General features: G+C 67.4%; 15 protein-coding genes. 8 read left to right on the top strand and 7 right to left on the bottom strand.

What is annotated here, in order from left to right:
- Positions 1–5: 5 nt before the first annotated feature.
- The 3 genes from accC to aroQ are packed head-to-tail and all read right to left on the bottom strand — an operon-like array spanning position 6 to position 2,308.
- Positions 6–1,367 carry an acetyl-CoA carboxylase biotin carboxylase subunit gene (gene accC / locus ACP690_RS03310; protein WP_426260132.1) on the bottom strand — a complete coding sequence of 454 codons (1,362 nt, stop codon included), beginning with the start codon at positions 1,365–1,367 and terminating at the stop codon, positions 6–8.
- A 6-nt stretch (positions 1,368–1,373) separates the two neighbouring features.
- Positions 1,374–1,859: an acetyl-CoA carboxylase biotin carboxyl carrier protein gene (gene accB, locus ACP690_RS03305; protein WP_426256162.1), complete on the bottom strand. Its 486-nt coding sequence runs from the start codon at positions 1,857–1,859 to the stop codon at positions 1,374–1,376.
- 14 nt (positions 1,860–1,873) lie between these two features.
- Complete coding sequence (gene aroQ, locus ACP690_RS03300) at positions 1,874–2,308, bottom strand: type II 3-dehydroquinate dehydratase (RefSeq protein ID WP_426260131.1); 435 nt, start codon at positions 2,306–2,308, stop codon at positions 1,874–1,876.
- 339 nt (positions 2,309–2,647) lie between these two features.
- Between aroQ and thiS the strand changes: the two genes are divergently transcribed.
- From thiS to ACP690_RS03285, 3 genes are all read left to right on the top strand, one after another.
- Complete coding sequence (gene thiS / locus ACP690_RS03295) at positions 2,648–3,655, top strand: sulfur carrier protein ThiS (RefSeq protein ID WP_331360585.1); 1,008 nt, start codon at positions 2,648–2,650, stop codon at positions 3,653–3,655.
- A gap of 127 nt (positions 3,656–3,782) precedes the next feature.
- On the top strand, positions 3,783–3,965 hold the full coding sequence (locus tag ACP690_RS03290) for a CsbD family protein (protein WP_426260130.1): 183 nt from the start codon (positions 3,783–3,785) through the stop codon (positions 3,963–3,965).
- Positions 3,966–4,050: 85 nt separating this feature from the next.
- Complete coding sequence (locus ACP690_RS03285) at positions 4,051–4,338, top strand: hypothetical protein (protein WP_017977648.1); 288 nt, start codon at positions 4,051–4,053, stop codon at positions 4,336–4,338.
- A gap of 597 nt (positions 4,339–4,935) precedes the next feature.
- Here the strand turns inward: ACP690_RS03285 and ACP690_RS03280 are convergent.
- A complete protein-coding gene (locus ACP690_RS03280) occupies positions 4,936–7,623 on the bottom strand; it encodes an Rne/Rng family ribonuclease (RefSeq protein WP_426260299.1) in 2,688 nt (895 codons plus the stop codon).
- A 492-nt stretch (positions 7,624–8,115) separates the two neighbouring features.
- On the opposite strand from ACP690_RS03280, the gene ACP690_RS03275 reads away from it, so the two are divergent.
- Entirely contained in the window at positions 8,116–9,363 is a 1,248-nt protein-coding gene (locus ACP690_RS03275; protein WP_426260129.1) for an N-acetylmuramoyl-L-alanine amidase family protein, read from the top strand.
- 268 nt (positions 9,364–9,631) lie between these two features.
- Here the strand turns inward: ACP690_RS03275 and ypfJ are convergent, their stop codons facing one another.
- Positions 9,632–10,543 (bottom strand): KPN_02809 family neutral zinc metallopeptidase, encoded by a 912-nt coding sequence (gene ypfJ / locus ACP690_RS03270; protein WP_426260128.1) that lies wholly within the window; start codon positions 10,541–10,543, stop codon positions 9,632–9,634.
- 101 nt (positions 10,544–10,644) lie between these two features.
- On the opposite strand from ypfJ, the gene ACP690_RS03265 reads away from it, so the two are divergent.
- Together ACP690_RS03265 and ACP690_RS03260 are read left to right on the top strand one after the other, a co-directional pair.
- Entirely contained in the window at positions 10,645–11,430 is a 786-nt protein-coding gene (locus ACP690_RS03265) for a 3-hydroxybutyrate dehydrogenase (RefSeq protein WP_426260127.1), read from the top strand.
- On the top strand, positions 11,427–12,077 hold the full coding sequence (locus tag ACP690_RS03260; RefSeq protein WP_426260126.1) for a DUF4893 domain-containing protein: 651 nt from the start codon (positions 11,427–11,429) through the stop codon (positions 12,075–12,077). The genes ACP690_RS03265 and ACP690_RS03260 overlap by 4 nt, the downstream gene beginning before the upstream one ends.
- Before the next feature lie 223 nt (positions 12,078–12,300).
- Here the strand turns inward: ACP690_RS03260 and ACP690_RS03255 are convergent, their stop codons facing one another.
- Both ACP690_RS03255 and ACP690_RS03250 read right to left on the bottom strand, forming a co-directional pair.
- On the bottom strand, positions 12,301–12,963 hold the full coding sequence (locus ACP690_RS03255) for a hypothetical protein (RefSeq protein ID WP_426260125.1): 663 nt from the start codon (positions 12,961–12,963) through the stop codon (positions 12,301–12,303).
- A 74-nt stretch (positions 12,964–13,037) separates the two neighbouring features.
- The gene (locus tag ACP690_RS03250; protein ID WP_294215743.1) at positions 13,038–13,994 is read right to left on the bottom strand and encodes a cation diffusion facilitator family transporter; all 957 of its coding nucleotides are present in this window, start codon (positions 13,992–13,994) and stop codon (positions 13,038–13,040) included.
- 23 nt (positions 13,995–14,017) lie between these two features.
- Here ACP690_RS03250 and ACP690_RS03245 point away from each other — a divergent pair, with 23 nt between their 5' ends.
- Entirely contained in the window at positions 14,018–14,335 is a 318-nt protein-coding gene (locus ACP690_RS03245) for an AbrB/MazE/SpoVT family DNA-binding domain-containing protein (protein WP_426260124.1), read from the top strand.
- Complete coding sequence (locus ACP690_RS03240) at positions 14,332–14,712, top strand: type II toxin-antitoxin system death-on-curing family toxin (RefSeq protein WP_426260123.1); 381 nt, start codon at positions 14,332–14,334, stop codon at positions 14,710–14,712. Before ACP690_RS03245 ends, ACP690_RS03240 begins: the two co-directional genes overlap by 4 nt.
- The last annotated feature ends 142 nt before the right edge of the window (positions 14,713–14,854 follow it).

Raw genomic sequence — 14,854 nt, 5'->3', positions numbered from 1 at the left:
CGCCATCATCCCTGCTTCGCGAGCCACTCTTCCAGCCACTTGATCGTATAGTCGCCGCGCTGGAATTCGGGATCGTCGAGCAGCGCCTGATGCAGCGGGATCGTCGTCGTCGGACCGTCGATGACGAATTCCTCCAGCGCGCGGCGCAGGCGGCGCAGCGCCCCTTCGCGGGTGGTGCCGTAGACGATCAGCTTGGCGATCATGCTGTCGTAATAGGGCGGCACCTTATAGCCGGCGTAGAGGCCGCTATCGACGCGCACGTGCATGCCGCCCGGCGCGTGGAACTGCTTCACCAGGCCCGGCGAGGGGGCGAAGGTGCGCGGGTCCTCGGCATTGATGCGGCATTCGATCGCATGACCGCGGAACTGCACGTCTTCCTGGCGCAGCGTCAGCGGATGCCCTTCGGCGACGCGGATCTGTTCGCGGACGAGGTCGAGACCGGTGATCATCTCCGTCACCGGATGTTCCACCTGCAAACGGGTGTTCATCTCGATGAAGTAGAATTCGCCGTCTTCCCACAGGAATTCGATCGTGCCGGCGCCGCGATAGCCCATGTCGGCCATCGCCTTCGCACAGACGCCGCCGATGCGTTCGCGATCGGCATGGGCGAGCACGGGGGAGGGAGCCTCTTCCAGCACCTTCTGGTGGCGACGCTGGAGCGAGCAGTCGCGCTCGCCCAAGTGGATCGCATTGCCGTTGCCGTCGCCGAAGACCTGGATCTCGATATGGCGCGGGTTGCCGAGATACTTTTCGAGATACACCGTGGCATCGCCGAACGCGGCCTTCGCCTCGCTGCCGGCCTGCTGCATCAGCGTTTCGAGTTCGTCCTCGGAATGGCACACCTTCATGCCGCGGCCGCCGCCGCCCGACGCCGCCTTGATGATGACGGGATAGCCGGCCTTCGCCGCGATCGCCTTCGCCTCAGCGACGTCGCTGATCGCGCCGTCCGATCCGGGGACGAGCGGCAGGCCGAGCGCGCCAGCGGTGCGCTTCGCCTCGATCTTGTCGCCCATCGTGCGGATATGCTCGGGCTTCGGCCCGACGAAGATCAGGTTATGCAGCTCGACGATCTCGGCGAACCGCGCGTTTTCGCTCAGGAAACCATAGCCCGGGTGGATCGCGTCGGCGCCGCTGATCTCGGCCGCCGAAATGATGTTCGGGATGTTGAGGTAGCTGTCGACCGCGGCGGGCGGCCCGATGCAGATCGCCTCGTCGGCGAGGCGGACGTGCATTGCGTCGGCATCAGCGGTGGAATGGACCGCGACGGTGCGGATGCCCATTTCGCGGCAGGCGCGGTGGATGCGCAGCGCGATTTCGCCACGGTTGGCGATCAGCAGCTTCTTGATCTGACGGGGAGCAGCGGTCACGCGTGGTTACTCGACGACCACGAGCGGCTGGTCGAATTCGACCGGCTGGCCGTTTTCGATCAGAATCTGGCGGACGGTGCCGGCGGTGGCGGCGACGATCGGGTTCATGACCTTCATCGCCTCGACGATCAGCAGCGTGTCGCCGGCCGAGACGCTCTGGCCGACGCTGACGAAGGGCTTCGCGCCCGGCTCGGCGGCGAGATAGGCGGTGCCGACCATCGGCGACTTCACCGCATTGGCCGACACGGCTGGTGCCATCGCACCGGCTTCGACCGGCGCTGCGGCCGCGGGGGCGGCAGGCGCTGCGGCGACGGGCGCGGGGGCGTAATGGACGGGCGCGGCCTGGGGGGCGGCCTTGCGCGCGACGCGGATCTTGCGGTCGCCCTCTTCCACCTCGATCTCGGTCAGATGGGTGGCGTCGAGCAGTTCGGCGAGCTGGCGCACGAGGTTCACGTCAACCTGCATGGCGCCGTTGGGGGTCTGGACGGTCATGGGAAGGCCTCCTGTCAGAAGCGCGCCGCGGCTTCAAGCGCGAGCATGTAGGAGAGGGCGCCAAAGCCGGCGATCGTGCCTTTTGCGGCACGCCCGACGAAGCTGACGTGGCGGAAGTCCTCGCGGGTGTGCGGGTTGGAGAGGTGGACCTCGATCACCGGCGTGCGGATACCCTTGATCGCGTCGTGGACGGCGACAGACGTGTGCGTGAAGGCGCCGGCGTTGAGGATCACCGCCTTCGCGCCGCGCGCCTGCGCTTCGTGCAGCCAGTCGACGAGGTGCCCTTCGTGGTTGGACTGGCGCATGTCGATGTCGAGGTTGAGCTCCCGGGCGCGGTCTTCGAGCTGGCCGGCGATGTCGTCGAGCGTGTCGTGGCCGTAGATCTCCGGCTCGCGCGTGCCGAGCAGGTTCAGGTTCGGGCCGTTGAGGACGTAGATCGTGTCGGTCATGGGCGGGGGTGTATCGTCGTTTCGCGGGCGGCGCAAAGCAGGGGGTTTTCACGCGAAGACGCGAAGACGCGAAGAAGGGGTTCACGCGGAGACGCGGAGACGCGGAGGGTTGCGCACGCGACGACCACCCCGCTCCACCGCGAAGCGGTCTCAATTTCGCTGGCGATAAGAGAAAGCCCGCTGCCGCGGGCAAGCCACCTCCGCGTCTCCGCGTCTCCGCGTGAACGCACCTTCTTTTGCCTCTTTGCGGCGTCGCGGCTTCGCGTGAATCGACCCCGCAACGGTGGACACGCGGCGTGACGCGCCTAGATGGGGCACGCATAAGGAGTTTGACGCGTCATGGCCCATAGCGACGGCACCGTATCGATCACCGTGAACGGCGAGCACAAGCGCGTCGCCGCCGGCCTCAGCCTCGCCGATCTGGCGAACGAGCTGGGGCTGGTGCCCGAGAAGGTCGCGGTGGAGCGGAACCTGGAGGTCGTGCCGCGCTCGACGTTGAAAGACGTGTGCGTCGAGGATGGCGACGATATCGAGATCGTGCATTTCGTCGGTGGTGGCGACCATCAGGCGCCGATCGTCGACGACACGTGGAGCGTCGCGGGCAAGACGTTCCGGTCGCGGCTGATCGTCGGGACGGGCAAGTATAAGGATTTCGCGCAGAATGCCGCGGCGCTGGAGGCGAGCGGTGCGGAGATCGTCACGGTCGCGGTGCGGCGGGTGAACGTCAGTGATCGCAATGCGCCGATGCTGACCGACTATATCGATCCCAAGAAGGTCACCTACCTGCCCAACACCGCGGGCTGTTTCGACGCGGAGAGCGCGATCCGCACGCTGCGGCTGGCCCGAGAGGCGGGCGGTTGGGACCTCGTGAAGCTGGAAGTGCTGGGCGAGGCGAAGACGCTCTACCCCGACATGCACGAGACGCTGCGCGCGACGGAGGTGCTGGCGAACGAAGGCTTCAAGCCGATGGTCTATTGCGTCGACGATCCGATCGCGGCGAAGCGGCTGGAGAATGCCGGGGCGGTGGCGATCATGCCCTTGGGCGCGCCGATCGGGTCCGGACTCGGCATCCAGAACCGCGTGACGATCCGGCTGATCGTCGAGGGTGCGGGCGTGCCGGTGCTGGTCGATGCGGGCGTCGGCACCGCGTCGGACGCGGCGGTGGCGATGGAGCTGGGCTGCGACGGCGTGTTGATGAACACCGCGATCGCCGAGGCCAAGGACCCGATCCTGATGGCGGGCGCGATGCGGCGCGCGGTCGAGGCGGGGCGGATGGCCTATCGTGCCGGGCGGATGGGGCAGCGGCGCTATGCCGACCCATCAAGTCCACTCGCCGGTTTGATCTGATATCGTATTGGTTCCGCACCAAACGCTAAAGTTTTTGTCACGGAACCGGTCCGACTTCGGCCCGTTGTTCTTGCGATAGATCAAGCGGCCCGGCTGGCGGGTCGCAGTCAATCGCAGGAGACGATCGATGGGCGAATTCACCGATAAGGTCGCAGCGGCCGGCAACAAGATCGCCGGCAACGTCAAGGAAGCTGTCGGCAAGGCGACCGACAATGGCCGTCTGGTGGCAGAAGGCGAAGCGCAGCAGGCCAAGGGCACCGGTCAGGACGTCAAGGGCAGCGTCAAGGGCGCGCTCGGCGACAAGATCTGATCCACGACATCAGTTCGCGTAACCGACAGGGTCGTCTCGCATCGCGGGGCGGCCCTTTCGCTTGGACAACAACAGGGGACGACACATGAAGAAGACGATTCTGGCCGGCGCGACGCTGGTGGCGATGGCACTCTCGCTGAGCGCGTGCGGCGGCAAGGGCGACGACAAGCTCGGCTCCGAGGTCGAGAAGTCCTACGACAACCGCGCCGATGCGATGGAGCAGGCAGCGGACAATCTGAAGGACCAGGCCAAGGAAATCCGCAAGAGCGGCGAACAGCAGGCCGATGCGATCGACGACGCCGACGTGAATGCGCAGGCGATGACCGAAGAGCAGAAGGCGGCGCTGAAGAATGGGTCCGAGAAGCTGCGCTGAGGATGAGGGCCGGGACGGTCCGGGTCGTGGCGTTGGCTGATGACGCGGTCGCCTTCTCCGTCCTGTCCGTGATTCCCGCTTAGGCGGGAATCTAGAACCGCTACCGTTGCGGTAGGAGCCGTGGGGCTTGCCAGTCTGGATTCCCGCCTACGCGGGAATGACGGTGGTTTGAGCGCGGCTGGGATCAGGTGTGGGGCGCTTGTGGCGTCCGTTGTGCTGGTCGTCGTCGTTGCGTGACGCAACGTTTGCCCATGCGCGGCGCGGTGGATGCCGGAACGAGTCCGGCATGACGGGGTGTTTGGGTCAGGCCGTTTGTGACCTACATGCCGGGCGCTGAATGTGCCGGAATGGCGGCTTGGGGCCTTTTGGTCTGCGATCGCACTGGGTGCAGCGCATGCTTCATGACCGACGTCTTCCCAGCGGCGGGTGAGCCCTTTTGCGGCTCCTGTCGTGCCCCGTCACCGGAGATGCCAGCCTTCGCTGGGATGACGTTGCGGTAGGTGGCGTCCTACGTGGTTCCGCGGTCTGCTCTAATGAAAAACGCCCTCTTCCGCGTGGAAGAGGGCGTTTTTTATTGGCCGCTGTGGGCGGGGGCGATCAGGCGCCGAAGGTGCGCTGCCACCAGCCGCGGCGGGGTTGTTCGCCGGTGTCGGTTGCAGTGTCCGTGGCCGGGGTTTCTGCTTCCTCGGGCTCAGCCGGGGCGGCGGGTTCCGGGGCGGTGACCGTGTCCGCAGGGGCGGCATCGGTCGTGGCGGCCTTGCGCGTGCGGCGACGCTTGGGCTTTTCCTCCGCGGCGGGCGCCTTGGCGGCCGGAGCCTCTTCGGCGGCGGGTGCCGGGGTGGCCTTCTTGCGGGTGCGCTTGGGCTTGGGCGCCGGTTCGGCGTCGGCCGCCGGGGCGGCGACCGGCGCTTCGGCCGCGGCGGGCTCCGCTTCGGCCGCGGCGGGGGCCTCGACCGGCGCCGCGTCGGCGACCTTGCGGGCGCGCGGGCGGCGGCGGGTGCGCGGGGCCTCGACGGGCTCGGCGTCTTCGACCTTGGCCGGGGCCGGCGCGTCGAGACCGGTCGTCACCGGACCGGCATCGCCAGCCTCGACGATTGGTTCGTTGGCCGCCGGCGCATCGCCATCGGCGTCGGCGCTGTCGACCGCGGCGTCCGTGCCCTCGACCGGTGTGCCTTCGGCATGGCGGCGACCGCCACGGCGCCCGCGACGCCCGCGACGGCGACGGCCTTCGCCCTGCGGCTGCTCACCGTCGGCCTCGACGGTGTCGGCCTCGTCACCCGCGACCGGTTCGACGTCGGTGTCGGCATCCTCCGCGTCGGTCGCGTCGACCGGTGCTTCGGCGGTATCGTCCGACGCGGTGTTGCCAGCTTCGTCCTCGCGGTTGCGACCGCGGCGACCGCGACGGCGGCGGCGGCGGCCACGGCCTTCGCCCTCGCCACGCTCCTCGCGCTCGCGCTCACGCCGCGGCTCTTCCTCGACGGCCTCGACGATCTCGTCTTCCTCTTCCTCGTCCTCGATATCCTCGGGGACGTCGTCATAGTCTTCTTCGACCAGCGCCTCGATCTTGGGCGGGTGCGCGGGCGGCGGGCCGCTGGCCTCGACCGACATGCGCGCGCCTTCCTCTTCGCGATCGGGGACGATCTCGACGATCACGCCATAGCGATCCTCGATCTCGGCGATGTCCGCGCGCTTCTTGTTGAGGACGTAGATCGTCGCTTCCTGGCTGGCGCGCAGGGTGAGCACCGAACCGCGGCCGCGGGCCGCTTCGTCCTCGATCAGACGCAGCGCGCTGAGGCCCGCCGACGAGGCGGTCCGGACGAGGCCCGTGCCTTCGCAATGCGGGCAGGGGCGCGTCGAGGCTTCGAGCACGCCGGTGCGCAGGCGCTGGCGGCTCATTTCCATCAGGCCGAACGACGAGATGCGGCCGACCTGGATGCGGGCGCGATCGTCCTTCAGCGCTTCCTTCATCGCCTTCTCGACCTTCCGGACATTGGAATTGTTGTCCATGTCGATGAAGTCGATGACGACGAGGCCGGCCATGTCGCGCAGGCGCAGCTGGCGGGCGATTTCCTTGGCGGCTTCGAGGTTGGTCGCGGTCGCGGTCTGTTCGATATTGTGCTCGCGCGTCGACCGGCCCGAGTTGATGTCGATCGAGACGAGCGCCTCGGTCGGGTTGATCACCAGATAGCCGCCCGACTTCAGCTGCACGACCGGGTGGTACATGGCGGCGAGCTGATCTTCGACATGCGCGCGCTGGAACAGCGGCACCGCGTCGGCATATTGCTTCACGCGGCGGGCGTGGCTGGGCATCAGGAGCCGCATGAACTCCTTGGCGTGGCGATAGCCCTCTTCGCCCTCGACGATCACCTCGTCGATGTCCTTGTTGTAGATGTCGCGGATCGCGCGCTTGATGAGGTCGCTGTCACCATAGATCAGCGCCGGCGCCGACGAGCCGAGCGTCGCTTCGCGAATGCCGTCCCACAGACGCGCGAGATAATCGAAGTCGCGCTTGATCTCGACCTTGGTGCGCTGCAGGCCGGCGGTGCGGACGATGCAGCCCATCGAGCTGGGCAGCTGCATGTCGGCCATGATCGACTTCAGGCGCTTGCGATCGGCGGCGTTGCTGATCTTGCGGCTGATTCCGCCGCCGTGCGACGTGTTGGGCATCAGCACGCAATAGCGACCGGCAAGCGACAGATAGGTCGTCAGCGCCGCGCCCTTGTTGCCGCGCTCTTCCTTGACGACCTGCACCAGCAGCACCTGACGGCGGCGGATGACGTCCTGGATCTTGTAGCGGCGGCGCAGGTTCATGCGGCGCTGGCGCAGCGCCTCGACCTGGTCGTCATTGCCATTGCGCGGCTTCTTCGCGGGGGCGCCTTCGCCGCCCTCGGCGTCGTCGTGATCGGCATCGTCGTCGTCATGATGATCGGCGTCGTCGTAATCGTCGTGCGCATCGTCGTCATGATCGTCGTCGTCATGCTCGGCGCGCAGCGCGGCTTCCTCCGCGGCATGCTCCGCCTCTTCGCGCAGCAGCGCGTCGCGGTCTTCCTTGGGGATCTGATAGTAATCGGGGTGGATTTCGCTGAAGGCGAGGAAGCCGTGGCGATTGCCGCCGTAATCGACGAACGCCGCCTGCAGCGACGGCTCGACGCGCGTCACCTTGGCGAGATAGATGTTGCCCTTGAGCTGCTTGCGTTCGGCAGATTCGAAATCGAACTCTTCGATCCGGTTATTCTTGACGACGGCGACGCGGGTTTCTTCCCGGTGGCGTGCGTCGATCAGCATACGCGTGGTCATTGAATAGTCTCCGCGCGCGTGGCGCTCCGGCGGCGGGTCCGTGACGGACCGGGCGGCAGGGCGCGCATGCGCGTTGATAGGTGGCGCCGGGCGGACCGGCGCGGGTTTGTGGCAAAGATGCGTCTGCTCGCCCGGCACATCGGGGGGCACGGCCCTCCCGCACGCCCGACACGCCGCCGGCCGAGGCCGGGCGGTGTCGAACGGTGGAAAAGTGCGTCATGCGAGCGTCAACCTGGTTAAGACCGCGCCAGGACGGCGCGAGAACCGGCGCATCTCCGATCTGTATTCACGGGCGACGCACGGGTGCAGTCCGTTGGTAGCATCGGCCTGCGCGAACCGCAACTGGCAGGAACTTGCCGTATCGGCCGGCAAAATCGTGCCGAATTCCGGATTAACCTTGCCGGGCAACCCCCTGTTGGCACCCTGTGCGTCACAACGGCCCCGTGGCGATCGCGTTCAGAATCGCCCGAGGGGTTGTGTATGGCTTTTCGCTGGACCCGCGTACGCCTGTCGCGGCAAGGACGCCGTGTGCTGACGTTGTTCGCCCTGATTGCGGGATGGTTCACGAGCGCGCCCGCCTGGGCGGCGACGATGATCCGTAGTGTCGCGGTGCAGGACGGGCGGATCGTCATCCGCTTCGATGGCCCGGTCGCGGATGCGAGCGGCGAGATCCTGTCGGCCAGCCGTCAGATCGCCGTCGACATCGCCGATGCCGTACCCGGTGCGCGCGCGCGCGGCGGCGGGCCGGTGAGCAGCGTCACCCAGCTGCGGCAAGGTGCGGGCACGCGGCTTCTGTTCGACCTCGCGCGGCCAGCGATCATCGGTGATGCCTCATTCGAGCAGGACGGGCGCAGCCTGGTGCTGTCGATCGAGCCGGCGAGCGCGGCGCGCTTCGCGGCGGCGGGGGCGGCGGGGCCGCTGAGCTTCCTGTCCTTCGACATCGGCGGCTGGGCGGCACGGCCCAAGTACAAGGTATCGGTGCCGGTGCCGCCCCCGGCGCGCGGCCTGCCGCTGCCCAAAGTGCGTGGCGACGACAACCGGCCGCTGGTGGTGATCGATGCGGGGCATGGCGGCGTCGATCCGGGTGCGATCAATCCGGTGACCGGGCTGCGCGAAAAGGACGTGACGCTGCGCATCGCGCGGACGATTCGCGACCAGTTGCTCGCCACCGGGCGGGTGCGCGTAGCGCTGACGCGCGACGACGACCGCTTTCTGGTGCTGCGCGAACGCTACGGCATCGCACGGCGGCTGAAGGCCAATCTGTTCATCTCGATCCACTGCGACAGCGTCGGCAGCGGGGAGGCGAGCGGTGCGTCGGTCTACACCCTGTCGGAAGTCGCCTCCGACAAGGAAGCGGCGCGGCTGGCGGCGCGCGAGAACAAGGCGGACGTGATCTCCGGCGTGAACCTGGGCGATGCGGGCGCGGACGTCACGTCGATCCTGATCGACTTGGCGCAGCGCGAGACGATGAACACGTCGGCGAACTTCGCGCGGCTGCTGGGGCGCGAGGCCAAGCCGCTGATTCCGACCAAGCCGGTGTTCCACCGCATGGCATCGCTGATGGTGCTGAAGGCGCCCGACATGCCGTCGATCCTGTTCGAGACGGGCTATATCTCCAACCCGCGCGATGCGGCGTTCCTCGACAGCAGCGAGGGGCGGGAGAAGATTGCGGAAAGCGTGACCAAGGCGGTCGAGGTGCATTTCGCGCGGCAGATGGCGAGCCGGTAGGGGCGCGCCGGGGCGACGTTTGTCAGGGAGGGACGCACGCTTCACCCGCCTCGTCATCCCCGCGCAGGCGGGGATCCAGACGCGCTACCGCGGCGACTCCATTATAAACGCTAGCGGTTATGGATTCCCGCCTTCGCGGGAATGACGGAACGTCTAGGAGAGTTGGGGCTCCTCGTGGCTCCCGAAGCGTACCGTCCAGGGAAGATCCCCGCCTGCGCGGGGATGACGGGGCGGGTGTGGCGGTGTTTACCGCCGTTCGAAATCTCCGTCAGATCGCGCCGGAGAAAGTGTCGCAGGCGGCCGGATCGCCGGTTTCGATGCCGCGGCGCAGCCAGGTCTGGCGCTGGGCGGAGGTGCCGTGGGTGAAGCTGTCGGGGACGACGCGGCCCTGGCTTTCCTTTTGCAGCGTGTCGTCGCCGATCGCGCCGGCGGCGGTCAGGCCCTCTTCCAGATCGCCCGGCTCCATGCGGCTGCGGTTCTGTGCGGCCCAGACGCCGGCGTAGCAATCGGCCTGCAGTTCGAGGCGGACCGAGGCGGCATTGCCCTCTCGCTCCGAGCTGCTGCGCTGGATCTGCTGCACCTTGTCCGACGTGCCGAGCAGGTTCTGGATGTGATGGCCGAATTCGTGGGCGATCACGTAATCCTGCGCGAAGTCACCCTTGGCGCCGAAGCGATTGGCCAGTTCGTTGAAGAAGCTGGTGTCCAGATAGATGCCCTGATCGGTCGGGCAGTAGAACGGGCCCATCGCTGCCTGCGCGGCGCCGCATCCAGACCGGCCGCTGCCGCTGTAGAATTGCAGGCTGGGCTTTTGGAAGCGCTGCCCCTCCTGCTGGAATAGCGCGGTCCACGTCCGCTGCGCCGAATCGAAGGTGTTGCATGCCGCCTTGCTCTCAGCGTCGAGCGTACAGGCCTTGGTCACCGCCTGCGGTCCCTCGACCTGGGTTGCCGGCCGGCCGGTGCTGCCACCGCCGCCACCGATCAGGGTGCTAAGGTTACCGAGCCCGCCGAATACCGCGAACAGCAACAACACGACGACGATGCCGCCGCACCCGAAGCGGCTGCCGATCAGCGGCAGCAGGCCGAACAATAGACCGCCGCCGCCACCCCCGCCGAAGCCGCCGCCCGAGCCACGCTGGTCGCCGACGTTAATGTCGTTGGGATCGAAATCGTCGAGGCGCATGGCAGGCTCCGTTTAGCGTGTGTAACGAATGCCCGAACCCGTCCCCCGGTTGCAACCGGCTGCGCTTGGCGCCACGACAGGCGTGTTATCAGGAGAGTAGCATGATCCTTCAGGGCAAGACCGCGGTCATCACCGGCTCCACCTCCGGCATCGGCCTCGCCTATGCGAAGGCGCTGGCGGCAGAGGGCGCGAGCCTCGTCATCAATGGCTTTGGCGATGCGGATGCCATCGAGGCGATCCGCGCCGAACTGGCGGCCACCAGCGGCGCGACCGCGCTGTACGACGCGGCCGACATGACCAAGCCCGACGAGATCGCGGCGCTGATCGACCGCGCGGTCGCCGAGACGGGGCGGATCGACATTGCGATCAACAATGCCGGCATCCAGCACGTGTCGCCGATCGAAGACTTTCCCGACGACAAGATGGAAGCGATCGTCCGCATTAACATGACGAGCGCCTGGCATGTTATGAAGGCCGTGGTGCCGCATATGAAGGCGCGCGGCTGGGGGCGGATCATCTCGACCGCATCGGCGCATAGCCAAGTGGCGAGTCCCAACAAGTCGGCCTATGTCATGGCCAAGCACGGGCTGGTGGGGCTGACCAAGACGGTCGCGCTGGAAACCGCGACGCACGGCATCACGGTCAATTGCATTTCGCCGGGCTATGTCTGGACGCCGCTGGTCGAGGCGCAGATTCCCGATACGATGAAGGCGCGCGGGCTGACGCGCGATCAGGTGATGAACGACGTGCTGCTCGCCGCGCAGCCCACCAAGGAATTCGTGACGCCCGAACAGGTCGCGGCGCTCGCGCTGTTCCTGTGTCGCGACGAGGCGAAGGCGATCACCGGCGCCAACCTGTCGGTCGACGGCGGCTGGACGGCCGCATGAGGGGCGTGTGGCTGGGCACGGCGACGGCGCTGGTCGCAACGGTGCTGGCAGGCGCGGCGCTGGCGCATGCGCGCGACCCCGATACGGCCGCAGTCGACTGGCGCGCGGTGGCGACGGTGGAAGACCGGCAGCGCCTGCGCGAATGGCGCGACGCCTGGGTGAAGGCGCTGGCGGAGGCGCGCGCCGATCCGGCGGGCGCAGCAGTGCTGTCGGCGGACCCGGCATTGTTCAATCCCGACCAGGTGATCCGCGGCGAGATGCTGAAGCCCGGGGCCTATCGCTGCCGCACCTATCGGCTGGGCGGTAACGGTGCCGAGCGGCTCGCCGGCACCGCGCCGCCGCCGCGCGCGCTGCTGAGCGGCGCCTGGACGGCGTGCCGGGTCGAAGGGGAGGGCCCCAAGCGCCAGTTTGCCACCGACGGCGTGCAGCGGGCGAGCGGCGTGTTGTTCGACAGCACCGATTCGCGGACGATCTTCCTCGGCACGCTGGCGCTCGGCGACGAGGCGCGGCCGATGCCATACGGCCGCGATCTGCGGCGCGACATGGCGGGCTTCGTCGAGCGGATCGGCGAGGCGCGCTGGCGGCTGGTTCTGCCGTTCCCGGGGTTTCAATCGACGCTGGATGTGATGGAGATCGTGCCGGCGTAGCGACCTTTCCTCCCCACGTCGTCACCCCAGACTGGTTCCGGGGGCCACCGGGCCGCGGGGGCGAGGCTTGAGCCTCTTGCCGTCCCCCGCGCCAGCCCCCGACGTCACCCCGGACTTGGTCCGGGGTCCACCGGGCCGCACGGGCACGGCTGGAGCCTCGTGCCATTCCCCTCGCCGCAGAGTGGACCCCGGAACGAGTCCGGGGTGACGGGAGGGTGGGGGTTTATGGTGCGCCTGTTGCCACCGGCATCGCCGCTGTTGCAGCAGCCGCTGGCGCCGCCATCACTGCCGGTGCCACCACGGGCGTCGTCGCCAGCGGCGGCAGCGTCGCGAGATAGGCCTTGCCGTGCATCTTCACCACCGTGACTCGCCCGGCATTCGCCTCCGCGATCGACTGAAGGTAGGACCGCGGCTTCTTCATCAGCTTCGGGCGGTCGAGGTCGGTCAGGCCGGCGATGCGGGCGGCTTCCTTGACGAAATGGACGCAATTGCGCTGGTTGAGATTGTAATGCGCGTCGCCGGTCTTTTCGTCCCACGCCGCGACCAGCCCGAGCACGGCGTTATATTGCGCGTCAGTGAGGACGACCGAGAACTGCGCGTCGCTGCCGGCGATGTAGAAGGGCTTCGAAATGTCGAGCCGCCCCGCCACGGTGCCCAGCAGCAATTTGGGCGACACCGATTTGGCGGTAAAGCCATAATTGGCATCGACCGGCGCACCGCCCGCATCCGGCACCCCACGCAGCGTAAAGAAGGCGTGCGGAAAGCTGTTGCCGAGTTCGTGGCTCCAGAAGGTGATCGTCACCGCCGCCCAAGCGGGCGCCGCGCCGAACAGCGAGGACAGTAGCAGCGCGGTGGCGAGCAGGGGGCGGAGGAGGGAGCGAACCATGCGCCGATGATACAGGCGGCGGCGGGGCTTGGGCAACGGAGATCACACTGAGGCGGCGTGGTATTTTCGCGCCCCTAAGCCTGGACGGGATGGGCGAGCGTCGCGGCATTCTCGCGCTTTTCGGGGCGGATATAGATCGAACTGAGCCGCGGGACGGCGGCGCGCAATTCGTCCTCCAGCTCCTCGATCAGCGTCTCGGCCGCGCCCATTGTGAGGGCATCGTCGAAATCGACGCTGGCGGCGACGAAGATCGCATCGGGCGCGGTGTGGATGGTGCGGACGTGGTTGACGGCGGTGACGGCGGGATGGCGCGCGATGATGTCGCGCACCGTCTCCACCACCTGCGGGTCGGCGCGCTCGCCGATCAGCAGGCCCTTGGCTTCGCGCGCGAGCAGCACGGCGACGAGGCCGAGGATCAGCCCGATCAGGATCGATGCGACGCCGTCGATACGCGGATCGACGAAATAATGGCTCGCCCACACGCCGACGCCGGCGATGACGAGGCCGGCGAGCGCGGCCGAATCCTCGAACAGCACGATGAAGCCTGCCGGGTCCTTGCTCTGGCGGATCGCGCGCCACCAGCCTGCCTTGCCCTTCGCCTTCGAAAATTCGCGCATCGCGATGAACCAGGACGCGCCCTCCATCGCCATCGCAATGCCGAGCACGATGTAATTGACCAGCGGATCGAGCAACGGTTCGGGCGTGATGATGTGGCGATAGCCCTCATACACCGACACGCCCGCGCCGACCGCGAAGATCAGGATCGCGACGACGAACGCCCAGAAATACAGCTCGCGCCCGTAGCCGAAGGGGTGGACGGCATCGGGTGCGCGCTTGGCACGATGCTGGCCGTAGAGCAGCAGCACCTGATTGCCGCTGTCGACGCAGCTGTGAACACCCTCGGTCAGCATCGACGACGAGCCCGTGATGCCCGCGGCGACGAACTTGGCGACACCGATCCCGAGATTGGCGGCGAGCGCCCCGTACAGCACGATATTCTCGCGGATCCGCGCGGTCAGCCCGTCTGCCATTGTCGCTCCCTGTTGCGCCGCCGATGCGGCGTGGTGACGAGACGCATGAGCCGGTGGATCGGCTCCCGCGGCTCTGTTATAACGGGCGTATGAACAAGCTTTCCAGTCTGAAGACGGCAACCGAAGTCCGCGTCATCAAGATCGGCAATTCGCAGGGCGTGATTCTGCCAAAGGACGTGCTGGCGCAACTAGGGGTCGCGCAGGGCGACACGGTCGATGTGATCGCCAAGGACGGCGGCGTGTTCCTGCGAAAACAGGATATCGGGTTTGCTGACCAGATGGCAGCGGCGCGGGAGGTGATGCGCAAGCGCCGCGACGCGCTGCGCGAACTGGCCAAATGAGTGACTGGGTCTGGATTGACATCGAGGTCGCGCTTGTCGCGCATGAGGAGCAGTTGGCGGAGCATGGGGGAGCCGCGGGCATCCGTGACCAATCGATGCTCGAAAGTGCGCTGGCGCGTCCGCACAACCTGATCGCATACGGGGAACCGGACATCGCCGATCTGGCGGCGAGCTATGCCTTCGGGATCGCGCGAAACCATCCGTTCGTCGACGGCAACAAGCGTACGGCGCTGGTGGTCAGCGAAACGTTCCTGATGCTCAACGGCTGCACACTGACCGCAACCGATGCGGAGGTGGTGGTTGCTTTTATTGCATTGGCGGCGGGGGAATTGAGCGTGGATGAACTCGCGGATTGGTTTCGCGGCCACATCGCCTGATCCCCTGAACGGGAATGGCCGCCGGCATACGAGATGCCGGCGGCCACCTTTCCTCCCCAGGAAACTTTCGAGAATTCCGTTAGCTAGGTGGGGGCGGGTGCGGCGAGAGGGGCCGGATGCGCAGCGGGGTCATGGTGTCCAC

The sequence above is a fragment of the Sphingomonas sp. DC4900 genome, from assembly GCF_049896485.1.
Taxonomy (GTDB): domain Bacteria; phylum Pseudomonadota; class Alphaproteobacteria; order Sphingomonadales; family Sphingomonadaceae; genus Sphingomonas; species Sphingomonas aquatilis.
Note: the sequence above shows the minus strand (reverse complement) of the source record. Positions and strands in the feature narration are given on the sequence as shown.

What these genes read in the sequence shown, in the direction of transcription:
- ACP690_RS03245 (WP_426260124.1), top strand. Translation starts at nt 14,018, where the DNA reads ATGCGGCGTGGTGACGAGACGCATGAGCCGGTGGATCGGCTCCCGCGG.
- ACP690_RS03280 (WP_426260299.1), bottom strand. Translation starts at nt 7,623, where the DNA reads ATGCTGATCGACGCACGCCACCGGGAAGAAACCCGCGTCGCCGTCGTC.
- ypfJ (WP_426260128.1), bottom strand. Translation starts at nt 10,543, where the DNA reads ATGCGCCTCGACGATTTCGATCCCAACGACATTAACGTCGGCGACCAG.
- ACP690_RS03250 (WP_294215743.1), bottom strand. Translation starts at nt 13,994, where the DNA reads ATGGCAGACGGGCTGACCGCGCGGATCCGCGAGAATATCGTGCTGTAC.
- thiS (WP_331360585.1), top strand. Translation starts at nt 2,648, where the DNA reads ATGGCCCATAGCGACGGCACCGTATCGATCACCGTGAACGGCGAGCAC.
- ACP690_RS03240 (WP_426260123.1), top strand. Translation starts at nt 14,332, where the DNA reads ATGAGTGACTGGGTCTGGATTGACATCGAGGTCGCGCTTGTCGCGCAT.
- aroQ (WP_426260131.1), bottom strand. Translation starts at nt 2,308, where the DNA reads ATGACCGACACGATCTACGTCCTCAACGGCCCGAACCTGAACCTGCTC.
- ACP690_RS03260 (WP_426260126.1), top strand. Translation starts at nt 11,427, where the DNA reads ATGAGGGGCGTGTGGCTGGGCACGGCGACGGCGCTGGTCGCAACGGTG.
- accB (WP_426256162.1), bottom strand. Translation starts at nt 1,859, where the DNA reads ATGACCGTCCAGACCCCCAACGGCGCCATGCAGGTTGACGTGAACCTC.
- ACP690_RS03275 (WP_426260129.1), top strand. Translation starts at nt 8,116, where the DNA reads ATGGCTTTTCGCTGGACCCGCGTACGCCTGTCGCGGCAAGGACGCCGT.
- ACP690_RS03265 (WP_426260127.1), top strand. Translation starts at nt 10,645, where the DNA reads ATGATCCTTCAGGGCAAGACCGCGGTCATCACCGGCTCCACCTCCGGC.
- ACP690_RS03255 (WP_426260125.1), bottom strand. Translation starts at nt 12,963, where the DNA reads ATGGTTCGCTCCCTCCTCCGCCCCCTGCTCGCCACCGCGCTGCTACTG.
- ACP690_RS03290 (WP_426260130.1), top strand. Translation starts at nt 3,783, where the DNA reads ATGGGCGAATTCACCGATAAGGTCGCAGCGGCCGGCAACAAGATCGCC.
- ACP690_RS03285 (WP_017977648.1), top strand. Translation starts at nt 4,051, where the DNA reads ATGAAGAAGACGATTCTGGCCGGCGCGACGCTGGTGGCGATGGCACTC.